This window comes from Dietzia sp. IBK-p2-16D (genome assembly GCF_057773085.1).
This window is the reverse complement of record NZ_JBYMTL010000003.1, coordinates 335,022-354,195: the sequence shown is the minus strand read 5'-3', so window position 1 is coordinate 354,195 and position 19,174 is coordinate 335,022. Positions and strand designations below refer to the sequence as shown.

At 72.0% G+C, this 19,174-nt stretch carries 20 protein-coding genes and 1 tRNA gene; 16 read left to right on the top strand and 5 right to left on the bottom strand.

Annotation, left to right across the window (positions count from 1 at the left end):
* Nucleotides 1-63: 63 nt before the first annotated feature.
* Nucleotides 64-624: a hypothetical protein gene (locus AC3DE3_RS09620; RefSeq protein WP_488369799.1), complete on the top strand. Its 561-nt coding sequence runs from the start codon at nt 64-66 to the stop codon at nt 622-624.
* A gap of 36 nt (nt 625-660) precedes the next feature.
* Here AC3DE3_RS09620 and AC3DE3_RS09615 read toward each other — a convergent pair.
* Nucleotides 661-736 (bottom strand) — tRNA-Arg (locus tag AC3DE3_RS09615).
* 210 nt (nt 737-946) lie between these two features.
* Between AC3DE3_RS09615 and rplM the strand changes: the two genes are divergently transcribed.
* From rplM to glmM, 3 genes are all read left to right on the top strand, one after another.
* Nucleotides 947-1,390 carry a 50S ribosomal protein L13 gene (gene rplM / locus AC3DE3_RS09610; RefSeq protein ID WP_120286230.1) on the top strand — a complete coding sequence of 148 codons (444 nt, stop codon included), beginning with the start codon at nt 947-949 and terminating at the stop codon, nt 1,388-1,390.
* Complete coding sequence (rpsI, locus tag AC3DE3_RS09605; protein WP_260487040.1) at nt 1,387-1,929, top strand: 30S ribosomal protein S9; 543 nt, start codon at nt 1,387-1,389, stop codon at nt 1,927-1,929. Before rplM ends, rpsI begins: the two co-directional genes overlap by 4 nt.
* Before the next feature lie 158 nt (nt 1,930-2,087).
* Nucleotides 2,088-3,446, top strand: coding sequence for a phosphoglucosamine mutase (gene glmM / locus AC3DE3_RS09600; protein WP_260487039.1), 1,359 nt, complete (start codon nt 2,088-2,090; stop codon nt 3,444-3,446).
* Between the two features lie 80 nt (nt 3,447-3,526).
* Here the strand turns inward: glmM and AC3DE3_RS09595 are convergent, their stop codons facing one another.
* Nucleotides 3,527-4,399 carry a dienelactone hydrolase family protein gene (locus AC3DE3_RS09595; protein WP_260487038.1) on the bottom strand — a complete coding sequence of 291 codons (873 nt, stop codon included), beginning with the start codon at nt 4,397-4,399 and terminating at the stop codon, nt 3,527-3,529.
* 73 nt (nt 4,400-4,472) lie between these two features.
* On the opposite strand from AC3DE3_RS09595, the gene glmS reads away from it, so the two are divergent.
* The 8 genes from glmS to tsaD are packed head-to-tail and all read left to right on the top strand — an operon-like array spanning nt 4,473 to nt 13,138.
* Entirely contained in the window at nt 4,473-6,329 is a 1,857-nt protein-coding gene (gene glmS / locus AC3DE3_RS09590) for a glutamine--fructose-6-phosphate transaminase (isomerizing) (RefSeq protein WP_488369798.1), read from the top strand.
* Between the two features lie 36 nt (nt 6,330-6,365).
* Complete coding sequence (locus tag AC3DE3_RS09585) at nt 6,366-7,865, top strand: bifunctional ADP-dependent NAD(P)H-hydrate dehydratase/NAD(P)H-hydrate epimerase (RefSeq protein WP_488369797.1); 1,500 nt, start codon at nt 6,366-6,368, stop codon at nt 7,863-7,865.
* A gap of 38 nt (nt 7,866-7,903) precedes the next feature.
* Entirely contained in the window at nt 7,904-9,076 is a 1,173-nt protein-coding gene (gene alr, locus AC3DE3_RS09580; RefSeq protein ID WP_488369796.1) for an alanine racemase, read from the top strand.
* Nucleotides 9,073-10,335 (top strand): alpha/beta fold hydrolase, encoded by a 1,263-nt coding sequence (locus tag AC3DE3_RS09575; RefSeq protein ID WP_488369795.1) that lies wholly within the window; start codon nt 9,073-9,075, stop codon nt 10,333-10,335. Before alr ends, AC3DE3_RS09575 begins: the two co-directional genes overlap by 4 nt.
* Entirely contained in the window at nt 10,332-10,853 is a 522-nt protein-coding gene (gene tsaE, locus AC3DE3_RS09570) for a tRNA (adenosine(37)-N6)-threonylcarbamoyltransferase complex ATPase subunit type 1 TsaE (RefSeq protein ID WP_260487033.1), read from the top strand. The genes AC3DE3_RS09575 and tsaE overlap by 4 nt, the downstream gene beginning before the upstream one ends.
* A gap of 4 nt (nt 10,854-10,857) precedes the next feature.
* Nucleotides 10,858-11,589, top strand: a complete 732-nt coding sequence (tsaB, locus tag AC3DE3_RS09565; protein WP_488369794.1) for a tRNA (adenosine(37)-N6)-threonylcarbamoyltransferase complex dimerization subunit type 1 TsaB — start codon at nt 10,858-10,860, stop codon at nt 11,587-11,589.
* Nucleotides 11,589-12,104 (top strand): ribosomal protein S18-alanine N-acetyltransferase, encoded by a 516-nt coding sequence (gene rimI, locus AC3DE3_RS09560; protein ID WP_488369793.1) that lies wholly within the window; start codon nt 11,589-11,591, stop codon nt 12,102-12,104. Before tsaB ends, rimI begins: the two co-directional genes overlap by 1 nt.
* Before the next feature lie 8 nt (nt 12,105-12,112).
* A complete protein-coding gene (tsaD, locus tag AC3DE3_RS09555; protein ID WP_488369830.1) occupies nt 12,113-13,138 on the top strand; it encodes a tRNA (adenosine(37)-N6)-threonylcarbamoyltransferase complex transferase subunit TsaD in 1,026 nt (341 codons plus the stop codon).
* Here tsaD and AC3DE3_RS09550 read toward each other — a convergent pair.
* Complete coding sequence (locus tag AC3DE3_RS09550) at nt 13,135-13,512, bottom strand: DUF4190 domain-containing protein (RefSeq protein WP_488369792.1); 378 nt, start codon at nt 13,510-13,512, stop codon at nt 13,135-13,137. The genes tsaD and AC3DE3_RS09550 overlap by 4 nt on opposite strands.
* Before the next feature lie 9 nt (nt 13,513-13,521).
* On the bottom strand, nt 13,522-14,367 hold the full coding sequence (locus AC3DE3_RS09545) for a formate/nitrite transporter family protein (RefSeq protein WP_260487029.1): 846 nt from the start codon (nt 14,365-14,367) through the stop codon (nt 13,522-13,524).
* Between the two features lie 344 nt (nt 14,368-14,711).
* On the opposite strand from AC3DE3_RS09545, the gene groES reads away from it, so the two are divergent.
* The 4 genes from groES to AC3DE3_RS09525 all read left to right on the top strand — a co-directional run bounded on the left by groES (nt 14,712) and on the right by AC3DE3_RS09525 (nt 18,626).
* Nucleotides 14,712-15,005: a co-chaperone GroES gene (groES, locus tag AC3DE3_RS09540; protein ID WP_188065060.1), complete on the top strand. Its 294-nt coding sequence runs from the start codon at nt 14,712-14,714 to the stop codon at nt 15,003-15,005.
* Between the two features lie 122 nt (nt 15,006-15,127).
* Nucleotides 15,128-16,750 carry a chaperonin GroEL gene (groL, locus tag AC3DE3_RS09535; RefSeq protein ID WP_260487028.1) on the top strand — a complete coding sequence of 541 codons (1,623 nt, stop codon included), beginning with the start codon at nt 15,128-15,130 and terminating at the stop codon, nt 16,748-16,750.
* A gap of 275 nt (nt 16,751-17,025) precedes the next feature.
* On the top strand, nt 17,026-17,607 hold the full coding sequence (locus AC3DE3_RS09530) for a sigma-70 family RNA polymerase sigma factor (RefSeq protein ID WP_260487027.1): 582 nt from the start codon (nt 17,026-17,028) through the stop codon (nt 17,605-17,607).
* Entirely contained in the window at nt 17,604-18,626 is a 1,023-nt protein-coding gene (locus tag AC3DE3_RS09525) for a hypothetical protein (RefSeq protein WP_488369791.1), read from the top strand. The genes AC3DE3_RS09530 and AC3DE3_RS09525 overlap by 4 nt, the downstream gene beginning before the upstream one ends.
* A 121-nt stretch (nt 18,627-18,747) precedes the next feature.
* Here the strand turns inward: AC3DE3_RS09525 and AC3DE3_RS09520 are convergent, their stop codons facing one another.
* A complete protein-coding gene (locus tag AC3DE3_RS09520; RefSeq protein WP_396119038.1) occupies nt 18,748-19,170 on the bottom strand; it encodes a DUF5319 domain-containing protein in 423 nt (140 codons plus the stop codon).
* Nucleotides 19,171-19,174: the final 4 nt, after the last annotated feature.

Below are 19,174 nucleotides of genomic sequence, written 5' to 3'. Positions count from 1 at the left end.
CCTCGTCGTGGACCGGGAGGGACTACCCTCGGTGAGCACCACACCGATTCGGAGGCGGTAGAGATGTATCCCGGACAGGACGACCAGACCCGACGCATGGGGCAGCAACCCGACTCGCGTGCCTACTCGCGGATGGGCGACGACCAGGCATACGAGCCCGCCTATGACGACGCCTACGCGCCGGAGGGCGGGTACGACGCCGGCCGTCCCGCGCCGCGCCGTGGCCCCGCCCTCGACGTGGGCAAATTCGCCGGGAGCGTGGCCGCGACCGCCCTCGTCGCGGCGATCGCGGGATGGCTCATCGCATGGATCGTGGAAGCGGTCTTCTCGCGTTTCGGCCACCAGTGGGCGAACGGTGGCAACACCCCCACCATGTACGCGGTGTACGGGGCGGTCGCGGCGATCCTGGCGGGGCTGCTCTGGTACCTGCTGCTGATCGGCACCGCCAATCCCCAGCAGTTCTACTCCTGGACGGTCGGGTTGCTCATCGTCGCCGCGGTGGCCCTGCCGCTGCTCGTCACGGTGCCGTTCCTCGACGGACTAGCGGCGGCGGTCGTGCACCTGTTCATCGGCCTGCCGATCCTGGCGTTGACCAGCGCCTTCTCTGCGACGCTCCGCCGGTAGGGTGCGGGCGCGGCCGGCGGCGGCCGACAGTGCGGGTGGTGCCCCCGAGAGGAATCGAACCTCCGACACCGGCTTTAGGAGAGCCGTGCTCTATCCACTGAGCTACGAGGGCGGGAACCGGGGAGAGTCTAACCGATGGCCCGGGGGAACGTGACCGCCGACTTGGAGTGCGCGGTCCCCGGCCGGTAACGTTGACCCTCGGCGTCCATGTCGTCCCCTCGCGGGGCGGTGGACCACCTCGCGCGGGTCACCACCGGCCGCCGTTCGAGGGGGAGGGCGTCCGACCGGCCGGCAGCCCACTAGACAGACAGAGGTATCGCCTGTGTCCACGTACACCCCCAAGCCCGGGGACGTGACGCGCGCCTGGTACGTCATCGACGCCACTGATGTGGTTCTCGGTCGACTCGCCGTGCAGGTCGCCAACATCCTCCGTGGCAAGCACAAGCCGCAGTTCGCCCCGAACGCCGACACCGGCGACTTCGTCATCATCATCAACGCCGACAAGGTCGCGATCTCGTCAAACAAGCGTGAGCGCGTCATGCACCACCGCCACTCCGGCTTCCCGGGCGGGCTCAAGACGCAGTCCCTCGGCAAGGCCATGGACACGCGGCCCGACCGCGTCGTCGAGAAGGCCGTCAAGGGCATGCTCCCGAGCAACAAGCTCGGCCGTGCCGTCGCCTCCAAGCTCAAGGTGTACGCGGGTCCCGATCACCCGCACGCCGCCCAGCAGCCCGTGCCCTTCGAGATCAAGCAGGTGGCCCAGTGACCGACGAGAACATCACCCCCGAGTCCGAGGTCGCTGACGACGTGGTGGCGGATCTCGCCGCCGAGGTCGCGGAGGACTACAGCGAGGCCGACTACGCCGGTGGCACCGAGTACGTCGCCGACGCCGACGCCCAGCTGGGGGCGACCATCGCCTCCGGCCCGGCCCAGGCCGTCGGCCGCCGCAAGGAGGCTGTCGCCCGCGTCCGCCTCGTGCCCGGCTCCGGCCAGTTCACCCTCAACGGTCGCACCCTGGAGGAGTACTTCCCGAACAAGGTGCACCAGCAGCTCGTCAAGTCGCCGCTGGTCCTCGTGGAGCGCGAGGAGCAGTTCGACATCGTGAGCCTGCTGCACGGTGGTGGGCCCTCGGGTCAGGCCGGCGCCCTGCGTCTGGCCATCGCCCGTGCCCTCATCGAGTACGCCCCGGACGACCGTCCGGCGCTCAAGAAGGCGGGCTTCCTCACCCGGGACGCCCGTGCCGTCGAGCGCAAGAAGGCCGGCCTCAAGAAGGCCCGTAAGGCCCCGCAGTACTCGAAGCGCTGATCCACCCGGATCGCGACAACGGAGCAGGTCCCTGCCTTTGCGGGGGCCTGCTCCGGTCCATTTTCCCACTTCACCGACGGCCGGGGTTATCCTGACCCGGCCATTCACGCCCACCGTCCGCGGCGCGGCGACCCACCATCCCCGGAGGATCACACGACATGACGCGACTGTTCGGCACCGACGGAGTCCGCGGACTCGCCAACCGGACCCTCACCGTCGACCTGGCCGTGCGCCTCGGGGCTGCCGCTGCGGCGGTCCTCGCGACCGGGGTCGAGCCGTCGCCCCAGCGCTCCGGGCCCCGACCCCTCGCCGTCGTCGGACGTGATCCCCGTGTCTCCGGGGAGATGCTCGAGGCCGCCCTTGCCGCCGGGCTGGCGAGCCAGGGGGTCGACGTCCTGCTGGTGGGCGAGCTGCCGACCCCTGCCGTCGCCCATCTCACCGCGCAGCACGGGGCCGAGTTGGGCGCCGTGATCTCGGCGTCGCACAACGCCATGCCGGACAACGGCATCAAGTTCTTCGCGGCCGGCGGGCACAAACTCGCCGACGACGTGGAGGACCGGATCGAGTCCGCTCTCACCGACGGCGTGATCACCGGGCCGACCGGGTCGGCGATCGGCCGTATCTCCCGCGCGACGCCGGAGGACGCCCTGGACGGCTATGTCGCGCACCTGCTCGGCGCCACGCCGGGACGGCTGGACGGGCTCGTCGTCGTCGTCGACTGTGCCAACGGCGCCGCCAGTGCGGCGGCGCCCCGTGCCTACCGGGAGGCCGGCGCCACCGTGATCGAGATCCACGCCAGCCCGGACGGCTACAACATCAATGACAACTGCGGGTCCACGCACCTCGACGACGTCCGCGCCGCGGTGCGCAAGCACGGCGCGGACCTGGGTCTGGCCCACGACGGCGACGCGGACCGCTGCCTGGCCGTCGATGCCTCCGGCGAGGTGGTCGACGGCGACCAGATCATGGCGATCCTGGCCCTCGCGATGCGCGACTCGGGCGAGCTCGCAGGGAACACACTGGTGGCCACCATCATGAGCAATCTCGGTCTGAAGGTCGCCATGCGGGAGGCCGGGATCACGATCACCGAGACCAAGGTCGGGGACCGCTACGTGCTCGAGCGGCTGCGCGAGGGCGGGTACAGCCTCGGCGGCGAGCAGTCCGGGCACCTCGTGCTGCCCGCCCACGCCACGACCGGGGACGGTGTTCTCACCGGGTTGCGCATCATGGCCCGCATGGCGGAGACGGGGAAGTCGCTCGCGGAGCTCGCCGGGGTCATGACCGTGCTGCCCCAGGTCCTCGTCAACGTGGCGGTCGAGGACAAGGCCGCCGTCGTGGCGTCCGAGGCGGTCTGCGACGCGGTGGCGGGGGAGGAGCGCCGGCTGGGCGCCACGGGCCGGGTGCTGCTGCGCCCCTCCGGCACCGAGCAGCTCGTCCGCGTGATGGTCGAGGCCGAGGACGCCACGCTCGCCGGCGAGGTCGCAGAGCGACTGGCGGACGTGGTCGCGGCGGTCTGACGGCGGAGGGCCCGGCGCATACCCGCGCCGGGCCGGCGGGTGTGCGCCGGGCCCCGGGCCTCCGCTACGCCGGTCGCTCGTCAGCCACCGGTGAAGGACTTGACCAACTTGAGCAACGGCGGGGTGCTGGCGAGCACGTCGTCCGCTTCCTCGTCGAGCATCTCGTGGGTGACCGTGACGGTGCCCTTGAACTCCGCCTCCGGATCGGCGAACGCGGCGTAGGAGTCGTCGTCGGTCAGCGCGGCCAGCAGGTAGCCCGCCAGGAGCGGTCGGACCGCCCGGTGGGTGCGCTGGTCCGGGTCCGCCAGACCGATCCGCTCGATCAGCGCGTTGCGCTCGACCAGCCCGGTCTCGATCGCCTTCTCCAACCGGCGGTGCACCAGGTCCCCGCGCCAGAGTCGCTGGAGGTCGCGCGCGTCCTCGGAGTGGACCCCACCCGCGGCCGACAGCAGCAGCGCGGAGGCGTCGATGGTCATCGCGCGGTCCGCGGCCGAGGGCACGGTATCGGTCGGGAAGACCATGGCCACGGCGTCGATGTCGGTGCGCTGGGAGGCCAGCAGGGCGGCGACCCCGGCCCCGAGACCGTGACCCGCCAGGGCGATCCGGTGCGGGTCCGCTCGGACGGCCCCACGACCCAGATGGGCCTGGAGGACGTCCTCCACCGCGGCCGACAAGTGATCCGCGAAGTGCTGGTGGTGGGGCCTCAGGCCGCGGTCCGCGGCGGGTGCGACCACCACGAATCCCCACGACGCGAGGTGCTTGAGGGTGTCGACGTAGTGATCGGGTCCCCTGGTCCAGTCGTGGGCCCAGCCCACGAGCGGGGCCGGTGACGGGGCGCCGCGGGGCACGAACACGGACCCCGGGGTGCCGGTGAAACCGAGGTCACCCCGGTCGACGCCGTAGGGGCCGCGCCGGATCACCCGGTCGAGCAGTTCCTTCGTCTTCTTGGCCACGAGGGCCACAGTATCGCCTCGGGGGCGACGAAGGGGCCAGGGTCCCCGGACCGCGTGGCTACACTTAGCGCCCATGTGCGGAATCGTCGGATATGTCGGGCATCGCCCCGCCCTCCCTGTCGTCGTCGAAGCCCTGCGGCGAATGGAGTACCGCGGCTACGACTCAGCGGGTGTCGCGGTCCTCGACGGCGCGGGCAACTCCCGGGTCGAGAAGAAGGAGGGCAAGCTCGCCAACCTCGAGCAGGCCCTCGCGACCGCGGGTGAGGGCGGGTTCCCCGGCAGTACCGGCATCGGCCACACCCGCTGGGCGACCCACGGCCGCCCCAGCGACCGCAACGCCCACCCGCACGTCTCGGGCGATGTCGCGATCGTGCACAACGGGATCATCGAGAACTTCGCCCCGCTGCGCGCCGAGCTCGAGGCTGCGGGAGTCGAGCTCGAGTCGGACACCGATTCCGAGGTCGCCGCGCACCTGGTGCGGTGCGAGATGGAGTCGGGCCGCAACGGCGGCGACTTCGTCGCCGCGTGCCGCACCGTGCTCCGCCGTCTCGAGGGCGCGTTCACCCTGGTCTTCAGCCACGCGGCCCACCCGGATGTCATCGTGGCCGCGCGCCGCTCGACTCCACTGGTTCTGGGTGTCGGTGAGGGCGAGATGTTCCTCGGATCCGACGTCGCCGCGTTCATCGAGCACACCCGCGAGGCGGTCGAGCTCGGCCAGGACAACGTCGTGGTGCTGCGGGCCGACGGGTACGAGATCACCGACTTCGCGGGCGAGCCCAGCGAGGGCCGGCCCTTCCACATCGACTGGGACCTGGCCGCCGCCGAGAAGGGCGGCTACGACTACTTCATGCTCAAGGAGATCGCCGAGCAGCCGCAGGCGGTCGCCGACACGCTGCTGGGACATTTCCAGGACGGTCGGATCGTGCTGGACGAGCAGCGCATGAGCGACCAGGACCTGCGGGACATCGACAAGGTGTTCATCGTGGCCTGCGGCAGTGCCTACCACTCCGGAATGGTCGCCAAGTACGCCATCGAGCACTGGACCCGCCTGCCATGCGAGGTGGAGATCGCCTCGGAGTTCCGCTACCGCGATCCGGTGCTCGACCGCTCCACCCTGGTGGTGGCCATCTCCCAGTCGGGCGAGACCGCCGACACCCTCGAGGCGGTCCGCCACGCGAAGGCGCAGAAGGCCCGTGTACTGGCCGTGTGCAACACCAACGGCTCGCAGATCCCCCGCGAGGCCGACGCCGTGCTGTACACCCATGCCGGTCCCGAGATCGGTGTGGCCTCGACCAAGGCGTACCTGGCGCAGATCACCGCCAACTACCTGGTCGGGCTCGCGCTCGCGCAGGCCCGGGGCACCAAGTACCCCGACGAGGTGGCGGCCGAGTTCCGCCAGCTCGAGCGGATGCCCGAGGACATCCAGAAGGTCGTGGACTCCCTCGACCCGGTCCGCGAGATCGCGCGCGAACTCGCCGGCGCCAAGTCCGTCCTCTTCCTGGGGCGCCACGTCGGTTACCCGACGGCACTCGAGGGCGCGCTCAAGCTCAAGGAGCTCGCGTACATGCACGCCGAGGGCTTCCCGGCAGGGGAGCTCAAGCACGGGCCCATCGCGCTCATCGAGGAGGGCCTGCCGGTCTTCATCGTGATGCCGCCGATCGAGGGGCGCGGCGTGCTGCACTCGAAGCTGGTGAGCAACATCCAGGAGATCAGGGCCCGTGGGGCGCGGACGATCGTGATCGCCGAGGAGGGCGACGAGGTGGCCCGGCCGCTGTCGGACTACTTCATCCCGATCCCCGCGTCGACCACTCTGCTGCAGCCGCTGCTGGCCACCATCCCGTACCAGGCGTTCGCGGCAGAGGTCGCAGCCGCGCGGGGCTACGACGTGGACAAGCCACGCAACCTGGCCAAGTCCGTCACGGTGGAGTGACCTCCCGGGTCTGAGACCGATCGGGATCCGACGATCATGAGGCGCGCACACCCGGTGGACGCGGTCCGTGAGGCCGAGCGTCCCCTCATCGCCGCCGCGGAGGCCTCCGGGGATCCCGACGCGGTGATGCGGCGGGCCGCCGCGGGGGTCGCGCACCACACCGCGGCGCTCCTGCGGGAGATCACGGGCGGCATCTACGGCCGGTCGGTCCTGCTCGTCGTGGGCAGCGGGGACAACGGCGGTGACGCTCTCTACGCGGGGGCGGCGCTGCGCGCACGGGGCTGCCGGGTCGAGGCGGTCCTGACGAACCCCGATCGTGCCCACCCGCGGGGGGTGGCCGCGCTCCGGCGGGCGGGAGGGCGCATCGTGTCCGCCGGCGAGGTGTGCGCGACCGGGCGGCCAGGGCCCGACGTGGCGGTCGACGGCGTGGTCGGGCTCGCCGGCACCGGGCCCCTGCGCGAACCCGCCGCCGAGGTGTTGGCGCGGCTCCACACCGCCGGCACCCCGGTGGTCGCGGTGGACCTGCCCAGTGGCGTCGACGCGGATACCGGGACCGTGCACGAGCCCCACGTGCGGGCCACGCTCACCGTGACCTTCGGTGTGTTGCGTCGCGCGCATCTGTTCGCCTCCCCGGTGTGTGGGCGCGTCGAGGTGGTGGACATCGGTCTGGGCGAACCGGCGGCGGGGCCCGGAACGGTCGCGTGCCCAGTGCCGGGCGAGGTGGGTCGCTCCTGGCCGGTGCCGGGCCCCGCCGACGACAAGTACACCCAGGGCGTCGTGGCCGTGCGCGCCGGATCCGACCGGTACCCGGGGGCGGCGGTGCTGTGCGCGTCGGCCGCCGTCGCGGCGACCTCGGGGATGGTGCGGTACGTCGGGTCGGGGGCGGAGGCGGTCGTCGCTGCCCGGCCGGAGGTGGTGTGTCACCCGACGGTCGCCGAGGCCGGCACCGCCCAGGCGTGGGTGGTGGGACCCGGGGGTGGGACGGGGACCGCCATGGTGTCCGACATCGACGCGGTGCTCGCGAAGGGGCGGCCGACCGTGCTCGATGCCGACGCGCTGACCTGCGTCGCAGCGCACCCTGTCCTTCTTCGCGGCGCGACCGCGTCGGTTCTGCTCACCCCGCACGCCGGGGAGTTCGACCGGCTCACCGGTGGGTGGGACCGCGCGGACCGACCCGGCGCCCTGCGCCGGTTCACTGCGGGCCTCAGGGACCGGGGGATCGAGGCGACCGTGCTGCTCAAGGGGCGTGTCACCCTGGTCGACGACGGCGAGACGACGTACGCCCTGGACGTCGGTTCCTCGTGGGCCGCGACGGCCGGGTCAGGGGATGTCCTGGCCGGGATGGCCGGCGCCCTGCTCGCGAGTGGCACGGGGGCCGGCAGGTCTGTGGCGTGGCCGGCGGTCCTGGCCGCGACGGTCCACGGTGAGGCCGCGCGGCGGGCGGCGCACCGGCACGGCGCGGCGGGCGCGCCCATCGGGGCCTCCGACCTGCTGGCCGCCGTACCGGGGGCGATCTCCGCGCTACGGGGGGCGTGAATCGCGTACCGGTGGCGCTCTTTGGCACAATTGACGAAATGGGTCCAGTTGTCCCCCCGGCACCGTGCCGCGCCGAGATCGACCTGGACGCGATCGAGCACAACAGTCGCGTCCTGGTCCGGGCTGCGCGCGGGGCGCGGATCATGGCCGTGGTCAAGGCGGACGCCTACGGGCACGGGGCCGTACCCGTCTCCCTGGCGGCACTGCGCGGGGGCGCGCACGCCCTCGGCGTGACCACCCTCGCCGAGGCCCTGCAGCTGCGGTCGGCGGGGATCGACGCCGAGATCCTCGCCTGGCTGTACTCGGCGTCCGATGACGTCCGGGCGGCCCTGGAGGCGGACATCGACCTCGCGGTCCCGAGCCCCGGCCACCTCGACACCGTCCTCGAGGCCGCCCGGCGTACCGGGCGCCGGGCGAGGATCACCCCCAAGATCGACACCGGCCTGGCCCGGTCGGGGATCGCGTTGGAGGAGTGGCCGGCGGTGCTCGATCGGCTGGTCGCCGCGACCGCCGGCGGGCTCGTCGAGGTGACGGGGTTGATGGCGCACTTCGCCCACGCCGACGATCCGGGCAACCCGGTGATCGACCTGCAGGTGGCGCGTCTGCACGGGTGCGTGGCCCAGGCCCGCGCCCGTGGCCTGGAGTGCCCGGTCAACCACCACGCCAACTCGGCCGCGACCCTGACCCGTCCCGAGGACGGCTTCGAGATGGTCCGGCCGGGGATCGCCCTCTACGGGCTCAGCCCGGTCGAGGGCCTCGAGGTGGACCTGGTCCCCGCCATGACGTTCTCGGCCGAGGTCCTCATGGTCAAGCGCCTCGCCGCAGGCCAGGGTGTGAGCTACGGGCACACGTGGCATGCCCCCCAGGACACGACCGTGGCCCTGGTCGCGGCCGGCTACGCCGACGGGGTGTGGCGGCTGCTCTCGGGCCGGATGGACGTGATGATCGGCGGGCACCGCTATCCCAACGTCGGCCGGGTCTGCATGGACCAGTTCGTCGTCGACCTCGGCCCAGAGCCCGGCCCGCCGGTCAGGGTGGGGGACACCGCGGTCCTGTTCGGAAACGGCGCCGACGGCGGCCCCACGGCCGCCGAGTGGGCGCGGACGGTCGGCACCATCCACTACGAGGTGGTCACCGCGGTCCGTGGCCGGGCCGAGAAGTATCACATCCTGAGGGGATCGCACGGCACCGAGCGGGAGTCCGCGGGATGAGCGGGGACGACGGCGAGGTGACCGCTCGCCGCGGGAGGCCCCGCCTCCGTCTGCCGAGACGGCCGGCGCGGTCCGCAGCCGAGCCGCCGGTCGAGATCCGACCGCCCGAGGTCGTCGGCGCCGCGGCCGGGGACCTCGAGGCCGTCACCGACCAGATCCGCACCCCCGGCGGGCTGCGTGCAGGCCTGGGCGCCCTCGGAGCGGCGACGCTCGGTTCGGTGGTCACGCTCCTGCCCGGTCGACGCGCCAACGACCCCTGGGCCGGCGAGGACATGTGGGAACTCGGCGTGGACCGGGGCTCCATGGTCGCCGCGAGCGACGGTGTGCCGCTGGCAGTACGCGAGGCCGGCCCCACCGCCGCGCCGATGACCGTCGTGTTCGTCCACGGTTACACCCTGTCGATGGACACCTGGCACTTCCAGCGGCGGCACCTCGCGGACCGGTTCGGTTCCGAGATCCGGATGGTGTTCTACGACCAGCGCGGACACGGACTGAGCGGGATGAGTTCGCGGAGGAACTCCACCATCGACCAGCTGTCCCGGGACCTCGACACCGTCATCTCCGCGACGGCCCCCACCGGTCCGGTGGTGGTGATCGGGCACTCCATGGGCGGGATGACCGTCATGGGGTACTCCGCGCGCCACCCGGAGACCGTGCGTGAGCGCGTCCTGGGGGTCGGGTTGGTCTCCACCGCGATGGCCGAGCTCTCCGAGGCCGGACTCGGCGCGGTGCTCGACAACCGGTCCGTCGCGCGACTGGCCGGCCTCGCGGGCCGCAGTCCCGGGGTGTTCACCAACGGCCGGCGCGCGCTCGGGGCGATCATCTCGCCGTTCATCTACGGAGGGTCGTTCGGCGACCCGGCCACGATGAGTCCGACCGTCGCCCGGTTCGTGGACAAACTCATCGCCTCGACCGACGTTCTCACCATCGCCAACTTCTTCGAGACCCTCACCCAGCACGACGAGTCGGCCGCCGTGCCCGTCCTGCGGGACGTCCGCACGACAGTCCTGTGCGGGGATCGCGACCTGCTCACGCCGCTGGACCGGTCGGTCGACATCGTCGAGGAACTGCCGGACGCCGAGTTCGTGGTGGTCCCGGGGGCCGGCCACATGGTGATGTTGGAGGAACCCGCCCACGTGTCGGAAGTGCTGGGGGACCTGGTGGCCGACGCGATCATCGAGTGGCGGGACCGGGAGCGCCGCGACGGCCGGGGGCCGTCCCCCGACCAGGACAGCGCCGACCACGACAGAGCCTCGTGACGATCCGCGTCCCCGGTGAGCGCGAGCTGCCCACGGTGGAGGACACCCGTGCCCTGGGCGCCGAACTCTCCGCCCTGCTCCGGGCCGGCGACGTGGTGGTCCTCGACGGGCCCCTCGGCGCCGGGAAGACCGCGCTCACGACAGGTATCGCCGCCGGGCTCGGGGTACGCGGCCGCGTCACCTCGCCGACCTTCGTCATCGCCCGCCGGCACCCGCCCGCGACCCCCGGCGATCCCGGGCTGGTCCACGTCGACGCCTACCGCCTCCTCGGCGGCCAGGACCCCGACGGCCCCCAGCCGACCAGCGGAGATCTGGCCGACGAGTTGGAGTCCCTCGACCTCGACTCCGCTCTCGACAGCGACGTCGTGGTCGTCGAGTGGGGCGCCGGGTTCGTGGACTCCCTCGTCGAGGCCCCGCTCGTCGTCACCCTGCGTAGGCCCGACGACACGGACGTCCGGACGGCCACCTGGCACAGGGGCGCCTCGCCCGGTCGCACGGCCGGCCCGGCGGTACCCTGACCCCGTGCTCGTCCTCGCCATAGACACCTCGACCCCCTTCGTCACCGCAGGGGTGTGCCGACTCGTGCCCGGCGACCGCCACCCGCACATCGAGCCCCCGCATGTCGAGACCCTGGCCACCCGGGTCACCGAGGACCCCCGCGCCCACGCGGAGCTACTCACCCCGCACATCCTGCAGTGCCTCGCCGACGCGGGCCTGACGCCGGGCGACCTCGACGCCGTGGTCGTGGGCACCGGGCCGGGGCCGTTCACCGGGCTACGGGTGGGGATGGCCACCGCCGCCGCCTTCGCCGACGCCGTCTCCAGGCCGGTCCACGGGGTGTGTTCGCTCGACGGGCTCGCGGCCACCGCGCGCGCCGCCGGGGCGACCGGAGACCTCGTCGTCGTCACCGATGCCCGACGCCGTGAGGCGTACCACGCCCGCTACTCCGCCGACGGCGTGCGGACGTCGGGCCCCACGGTGGGCCCCGCCGCCGCGATCGACGTGGCCGGCATCGGCCACCTGGTCGGCGACCCCGCCCGTCTGGGGGAGATCACCGCAGCCGACCCCGGTGTCGCCGGCGCGGTCCTGGCCACCGTGTCCGCCCCTGACCCCGCCGGCCTCGTGGCGGTCGCCGCGCCCGACCTCCTGACGGGCGCCACCCCGGCCCCGCTGGAACCGCTCTACCTGCGTCGACCCGACGCCGTCCCGCCCCGGCGCGCCGCACCCTCGACCGCGCTGCGCGGGGTCCAGTGATGAATGAGACCCCGTCGGTGGCCGTCGTCCACGATCACCTGGTCGCCGACGACGCCATGCGGTGCGCCGACCTCGAGAGGGTGCTGTTCCCCGCCGACGGGCCGTGGTCGGCACGAGCGTTCCTGTCCGAGATCGGCTCCCGGCACACCCTGTGCCTCGCCGCGCGCGTTGACGACGTCCTCGTCGGCTACGCCGTGCTGGCCGTGCTCGGACACGAGGGCGACCGCGAATACGAAGTGCACACCATCGGCGTCGACCCGGCACACCAGGGCCGCGGGATCGGGCGGGCGCTCCTGGAACGCATGCTCGCCGTCGCGGACGCCGACGCGGCACCCGTGGTGCTCGACGTGCGGACCGACAACGTCCCGGCCCGCACCCTGTACGAGGCCCACGGGTTCGAGGTGGTGGGGCTCCGGCCCCGGTACTACCGGCCGAGCATGGCCGACGCGCACCTCATGGTGCGGCCGGCGCGCGCCGGTGGAGAACGCGACGCAGGGAAGGGGAGCAGCCGGTGAGGACCGTCATGGGGATCGAGAGCTCGTGCGACGAGACGGGGGTGGCCGTCGCGCGCGTACACGACGACGGGCGGGCCGAACTGCTGTCCGACGTGGTGGCCTCCTCGATGTCCGAGCACGCCCGGTTCGGCGGAGTGGTCCCCGAGATCGCCTCCCGCGCCCACCTCGAAGCGATCGTGCCCACCGTCCGCGCGGCCCTCGCCGAGGCCGGGGTGGAGCGCCCCGACGCCGTCGCCGCCACGATCGGGCCCGGATTGTCCGGGGCGCTGCTCGTGGGGTCATCCGCGGCCAAGGCCTATGCGGCCGCGTGGGGGACGCCCTTCTACGCCGTCAACCACCTCGTCGGCCACGTGGCCGTCGCGGGGTTCGACGGTGACCCCCTGCCCGAGTGCGTGGCCCTGCTGGTCTCCGGTGGGCACACCCAGCTGCTCCACGTACGTTCTCTCACCGAACCGGTCGTCGAACTCGGGTCGACCGTCGACGACGCCGCCGGCGAGGCCTACGACAAGGTGGCCCGCCTGCTCGGCCTGGGGTATCCGGGCGGTCCGGTGATCGACCGACTCGCGGGCACCGGTGACCCCGGGGCGATCGCCTTCCCCCGCGGGATGACCGGGCCGCGCGACGCCCGGCACGACTTCTCCTTCTCCGGGCTCAAGACCTCGGTCGCCCGGCGCATCGAGGCCGCCGAACGCGACGGTGAGGAGTTGGACGTCGCGGACGTCGCCGCCTCGTTCCAGGAGGCGGTGGCCGACGTCCTCACCATGAAGGCGGTCCGGGCCTGCACCGATCTGGGAGTGGACACCCTGCTCGTGGGCGGAGGGGTCGCCGCCAACTCGCGGCTTCGGGAACTCGCCGCCCAGCGGTGTGCCGAGGCCGGGCTGACGCTGCGCGTCCCGCGGCCACGGTTGTGCACCGACAACGGCGCGATGGTGGTGGGGGTCGCCTCCGCGCTCCTCGCCGCGGGCGCGGACCCCAGCCCCCTGACCGTGGCGGCCGACCCCGGGCTGCCGGTCGAGATCACCCAGGTCGCCTAGAAGCCGAGCAGCGCCATCCCCACGGCGGTGAACGTGAAGGTCAGCACCAGGAACGCGGCGAACCCGGCGAGGCAGAGGTAGCCGATCGCGAGGGCCGACACGGCCATCTCCCTGCCCTGCTGACCATTCCGGGTGATCTGCGTCAGCGACACGTGTCCGAGCGCGACCACGACCACCGCGGCGGCGGCGGGGACCAACGGGACGAACATCCCGAGGAACGAGCCGAACACCACGTTGGCGACCGCGATCACGAGTGCGATGACGGACAGTCCGTTGGTGCCGGTGGGCCGCGGCGTCCCCGGCGCGTCGTACGGGTGCCCGGGTCGGGGGTGCGGCGGGCCGGGCTGATCCCCCGGCCTCCGGGAAGGGTGCACCGGACGAGGTCAGGCGCCGCCGGCCCCGGCGGCGGGGTCGGTGTGCCCGGACGCGGCGGAGCGGTCGACCCGCGTGCGCTGCGCGAAATACAGGCCCAGGCCGGCGAGGGTGAATCCGCCGACGAAGTTGCCTATGTGCACGGGAATCTGGTTCCACAGCAACCAGTCGGCGATGCTCACGTCGGCGCCCGACATCATGCCCGCGGGGATGGTGAAGTGGTTGACGACCGCGTGCTCGTAACCGAGGGCGTAGAACGTGAGGATCGGCAGCCAGATGGCCAGGATCTTGCCCGAGGTGCTCGTGGAGGAGAACGACATGATGACCCCGAGCGCGACCAACCAGTTGCACAACACGGCGCTCAACGTGACCCAGCCGAGACCGGTGATGAGACCGGCCTCCTTGTAGTCGACCGTCTTCTCGACCGCGAGATCCACCAGGCCCTGGACCCCGGTGGCATCGGGTTCGGTCCCCATCCCGGTGAGCACCGAGGTGAGCATCCACGCCGCCGCCAGCCCGCCGACGGCGTGCCCGAGGATCATCCAGCCGAACACACGCAGGCAGTCCCGGACCCGGATCCGCCCCTCCATCGCGGCCAACGGGACCAGCCCGTAGGCGCCGGTGACGAGTTCCCAGCCGAGCAGGACGACCAGGGTGAGACCGAGGGGGAAGAGGACGGCACCCAGGATCGCTACGCCGGTCGCCTCGGTGACCACGACGGCCAGCAGGGTGGCCGCGCCGAGCAGGTAGACGGCGAGGAACCCTCGGAGGGCCAGTTGCCACCCCGGGGCGTGGGCCTTCTTCTCCCCGCCCTCGACGGCGGCGGTGACGATGTCGGGGGGTGCGACTGCGGTCATTGCTGGACCTCGCTGTCCTCGATGGATATCGGGTCGGGCAGAGGGGGTTCTCCGGTAGATGTCCGTGCGTGCGGGTGAGCCTACCTCCGGCCGGGTCGGGTGCGACGGGTTCGCCGACGCGCCGGGAACCGAGGTGGAGGTGGACCCCGCACCTCGTTTCCTTGAGTGCTGGCACTCGCCTGTGTAGAGTGCCAATAGACACGGAGCTCCGAGGGCGCCACCCGCGACGGTGCACGCGGCAGCCCGGGTCATACATGAACCACGGGTCGCCCACCGGCGTCCCGATCTGTCGAACCACACTCCGAGTCGCCCGGTTCCCGGGCGACCGCACCCCATACGGGAGGATCATCGTGGCGATCAAGCCGCTTGAGGACAAGATTCTCGTCGAGGCCCTCGAGGCCGAGACCACCACGGCGTCGGGCCTCGTCATCCCGGACACCGCCAAGGAAAAGCCCCAGGAGGGCACCGTCGTCGCGGTCGGCAAGGGCCGCTTCGACGAGGACGGCGACCGCATCCCCATGGATATCAAGGAGGGGGACAAGGTCATCTACTCGAAGTACGGCGGCACCGAGATCAAGTACGAGGGCAAGGAGTACCTGATCCTCTCCTCGCGTGACGTCCTCGCTGTCATCGACTGACGTGAGCTGTTGACCCCCGCCCCGGCGGCGCCGGCCAGAGCCAGGCACCACCGGGGCGGAGGTGTCTCACCCCGCGGTACCCGTCCGTCACGACCACCCACTTCCCTCCAGGAGTTCCATCGATGTCCAAATTGATCGCGTTCGACGAGCAGGCCCGTAAGGGCATGCTCGCCGGTGTCGACGAACTCGCCGACACCGTCAAGGTCACGCTCGGCCCGAAGGGGCGCCACGTGGTGCTCGCCAAGGCGTTCGGTGGGCCCACCGTCACCAACGACGGTGTGTCCATCGCCCGCGAGATCGAGCTCTCCGAGCCGTTCGCGAACCTCGGCGCCCAGCTGGTCAAGAGCGTCGCCACCAAGACCAACGATGTCGCCGGCGACGGCACCACCACCGCCACCGTGCTCGCCCAGGCGCTCATCCGCCAGGGGCTGCGCAACGTGGCGGCCGGATCCAACCCGATGGCGATGGGCAAGGGCATCGAGAAGGCCTCCGCCGCCGTCGTGGAGTTCCTCCGTTCGGCGGCGACCCCGGTCTCCGGTTCCGACGCCGTCGCCCAGGTGGCCACCGTGTCCTCGCGTGATCCCGAGATCGGCCGCATGGTCGCCGAGGCCATGGACGCCGTCGGCGTCAACGGCGTCGTCTCGGTCGAGGAGTCGCAGGGCCTGCACACCGAGGTGGCCGTCACCGAGGGCATCGCCTTCGACAAGGGCTTCCTCTCGCCCTACTTCGTCACCGACCCCGACGAGCAGAAGGCCATCCACGAGGATGTCCTGATCCTGCTGCACCGCGAGAAGATCAGCTCCCTGCCGGATCTGCTCCCGCTCCTGGAGAAGGTCGCCGAGACCGGCAAGCCGCTGCTCATCATCGCCGAGGACGTCGACGGTGAGGCGCTGTCGACCCTGGTGGTCAACTCGATCCGCAAGACCCTCAAGGTCGTCGCGATCAAGGCCCCGTTCTTCGGCGACCGGCGCAAGGCCTTCCAGGAGGACCTGGCGATCGTCACCAAGGCCGAGGTCATCAGCCCCGACCTGGGTATGAAGCTGTCGGAGTGCGGCCTGGACGTTCTCGGTCACGCCCGGCGCGTGACCGTGTCCAAGGACGACACGATCATCGTCGACGGTGCCGGTGACCAGGCGGACGTCGACGCCCGCGTGGCGCAGCTGCGCCGTGAGGCCGAGGCCACCGACTCGGACTGGGACCGCGAGAAGCTCGAGGAGCGCATCGCCAAGCTCGCCGGGGGTGTCGCCGTGATCCGCGTCGGTGCGGCCACCGAGACCGAGCTGACCGAGCGCAAGCTCCGCGTGGAGGACGCCGTGAACTCGGCCAAGGCCGCAGTGGCGGAGGGTGTCATCGCCGGAGGCGGTTCGGTGCTGGTCCAGGCGGCCGCGGCGCTCGAGCGACTCGCCGCCGATACCGCCGACGCCGACGAGGCCGTCGGGGTGAACGTGGTCCGCAAGGCGCTCTCCGCGCCGCTGTTCTGGATCGCCGCCAACGCCGGAGAGGACGGCTCCGTCGTGGTGAGCAAGGTCGCCGAGATGGGTCCGCGCGACGGCTTCAACGCCGCCGTGGGGGAGTACGGCGACCTGATCTCCGCCGGGATCATCGACCCCGTGAAGGTGACGTCGTCCGCCGTCGTCAACGCCTGCTCGGTCGCCCGGATGGTTCTCACCACCGAGACCGCGATCGTCGAGAAGCCCGAGGAGAAGGGCACCGGCGGCCACTCGCACGCCGGTCACTCGCACTGATCCCGATCGGCCCACGGGCCCCGCACCCCGCGCCGCGGGTGGCGGGGCCCGTGGGCCGTTCCGGACCGGTCGCGTGGTCCCACGCGCCCCCGAGCGGTTACGCTTGGCGCTCACCAGTAGTCCCCCGGCACAGGGGTCACACGCCTATTCTGGGCCCGAGCCACACCGGCCGTCAGTCGGGCCGGGATGTGGGACCCGTCGCGACGCGTGTCGCGACTCGAGAGAAAGGCCGTGCCCCGTAACACATCCGTGTAACACGGGGCCCCCGAAATCCGATGACAGGTACAGCAGACGAGTTGGAACTCGCCGTAGCCGATGCGGTCAAGGGTGACCGCACCGCCGCCGCGCGGGTGCTGGAGCTCGTACGGCCCGGTGTGGTGCGGTATTGCCGCTCCCGTGTCGGTGGCTCGGAGAGGGTCAACCTGTCTGCTGACGATGTCGCCCAGGAAGTGCTGATCGCGGTCCTCTCGGCTCTGCCGGGATACCGGGACCAGGGACGTCCCTTCATGGCCTTCGTGTACGGGATCGCGGCCCACAAGGTCGCGGACGCCCATCGTGGCGCCGCGCGGAACAAGTCCGATCCCGTGGAGTACCTCCCCGAGGTGCTCTCTACCGACACGGGGCCGGAGGACCACGTCCTCGACGGCGAGGTGTCGAGAGCGGTGAGCCGCCTCCTCGGCACCCTGCCCGAGAAACAGAGGGAGATAATCCGGCTCCGTGTGGTGGTCGGACTGTCCGCGGAGGAAACCGCGGAGATCGTCGACAGTACGGCCGGAGCCGTGCGGGTCGCCCAACACCGGGCGATGAAGCAGCTCCGGGCGAGGATCGAGCAGGACGGAGAGGAGCGATGGCGATGAACGACGAAGTCGATCCCGGCACCCGGGACGATGACGCCTCGCTCGTCGAGCACGACGTGGACCGGGCAGAGCTGGACCGCGACGACGAACTCCTCGACGCGCTCGGACGAGGCGACCGCCCCGCGGGCGACGACGCGCTCGTCGCGATCCTCGCCGACTGGCGCGCCGACCTGGATTCCGCTGCGCTGCCCGACCTGCCGAGCGACGAGGAGATCGAGGTCGCCCTCTCTCCGAACGTCTCCCGCCTGTGGCCCCGCCGCGGGTGGGCGCGGTCCGACGAACACCACCACGGCCAGCGGCCGGCCCTGTGGCAGGCCGTGACCGGTGCCGCCGCCGTGGCCGCACTGATCGTCGGCGGCCTGTCCGTGGCCGCGCACAGCGCCATGCCGGGGGACCCGCTCTGGGGCGTGTCCAAGACGATGTTCTCCGACCGTGCCGGGAACGTCGAACTGGTCAACGATCTCAGCGACTATCTCGCCGCCGCAGACCTCGCAGCCCGCGAGGGGGACAGGGGTGAGGCCGAGCGTCTGCTCGAGGAGGTGAGCGAGCGCCTCGATGAGGTCTCCGACGCGTCCGAGCGTGTCGAGTTGATGAAGCGACGAGATGCGATCAAGCGTGATCTGAGCAGGGTGACCCCGAGCGCGGTCCCGTCGCCCGCGCCGCCTCCGCCGCCCGCCCCGTCGTCGGCGCCCGCCCCGGGTGCGGCGACCCTCGTGCCCGGTGTCCCGGTGCCGCTGCCGTCCAACCTGATTCCCCCGCCACCTGCGGGGATGCCGGTGATCCCGCTGCCGCTCGACGGGCTGCGGATTTCCACCACGCTGCAGATCCCGATCGACACACAGCGGATCCAGGATTTCCTCTCACCCACGACGGGGCGTGAGAGCGAGGGGGCGGATGACGACCGGGCAGTGGTGGCCCCGACGCCGAGCCGCACCACGGTGACGCAGGTCCCGACCCCCACGCAGCCGGTGCAGTCGAAGCCGCAACAGACGAGCCAGGCGGCCTCTCCGACCAACTGATCGCCACGCCAGACGAGTCGATCCCCGCCCCTCTCGGAGGGGACGGGGATCGACTCGTCTGGCGTGCGGCGTCTTTCCGGGCGCGAGGGTCGACGCCCTCACAGCCCACCGGCACCCGCGGTCAGCGCCGCCAGTTCAACCGGCGCGGCCGCAGGGCGCGGACGGCATCCGCGTAACCGCGGCAGTACTCCCAGGTCACGTAGTCGTCGGGGATCGGGTCGAAGGCGGGCTCGTGCGGCAGCAGGGAACCGTCCTCGAGCAACTGCATGAGGTTGGCCCGGAGCATGTCCCACTCGTGGTAGTGCTCCTCCGCGCAGTCGTCGCACTGGACGGCCACGCCCTTCACCCCGATCGGGGCCAACAGGTGGCGGAACTCCGCGAGGTCCGCGAGATCCTCCTCGATCGCTCGCCGCTCATCCGCGTCGAGGGGGCCGGCGGGCATGCCGTCGTCGACGGGGTCGAGCTCGGCCAGTTCCGCAGCGGGATCATCCGGATCACCGGCGAACGGGTCGGGCGGCATTCCGTGCCGTAGGGGATCGTTCACGCCC

Coding starts and splice junctions, on each gene's coding strand:
- glmM (WP_260487039.1), top strand. CDS start 2,088: ATGACGCGACTGTTCGGCACCGACGGAGTCCGCGGACTCGCCAACCGG.
- AC3DE3_RS09530 (WP_260487027.1), top strand. CDS start 17,026: ATGACAGGTACAGCAGACGAGTTGGAACTCGCCGTAGCCGATGCGGTC.
- alr (WP_488369796.1), top strand. CDS start 7,904: ATGGGTCCAGTTGTCCCCCCGGCACCGTGCCGCGCCGAGATCGACCTG.
- rimI (WP_488369793.1), top strand. CDS start 11,589: ATGAATGAGACCCCGTCGGTGGCCGTCGTCCACGATCACCTGGTCGCC.
- tsaD (WP_488369830.1), top strand. CDS start 12,113: ATGGGGATCGAGAGCTCGTGCGACGAGACGGGGGTGGCCGTCGCGCGC.
- AC3DE3_RS09575 (WP_488369795.1), top strand. CDS start 9,073: ATGAGCGGGGACGACGGCGAGGTGACCGCTCGCCGCGGGAGGCCCCGC.
- groL (WP_260487028.1), top strand. CDS start 15,128: ATGTCCAAATTGATCGCGTTCGACGAGCAGGCCCGTAAGGGCATGCTC.
- AC3DE3_RS09620 (WP_488369799.1), top strand. CDS start 64: ATGTATCCCGGACAGGACGACCAGACCCGACGCATGGGGCAGCAACCC.
- AC3DE3_RS09525 (WP_488369791.1), top strand. CDS start 17,604: ATGAACGACGAAGTCGATCCCGGCACCCGGGACGATGACGCCTCGCTC.
- AC3DE3_RS09545 (WP_260487029.1), bottom strand. CDS start 14,367: ATGACCGCAGTCGCACCCCCCGACATCGTCACCGCCGCCGTCGAGGGC.
- AC3DE3_RS09585 (WP_488369797.1), top strand. CDS start 6,366: ATGAGGCGCGCACACCCGGTGGACGCGGTCCGTGAGGCCGAGCGTCCC.
- glmS (WP_488369798.1), top strand. CDS start 4,473: ATGTGCGGAATCGTCGGATATGTCGGGCATCGCCCCGCCCTCCCTGTC.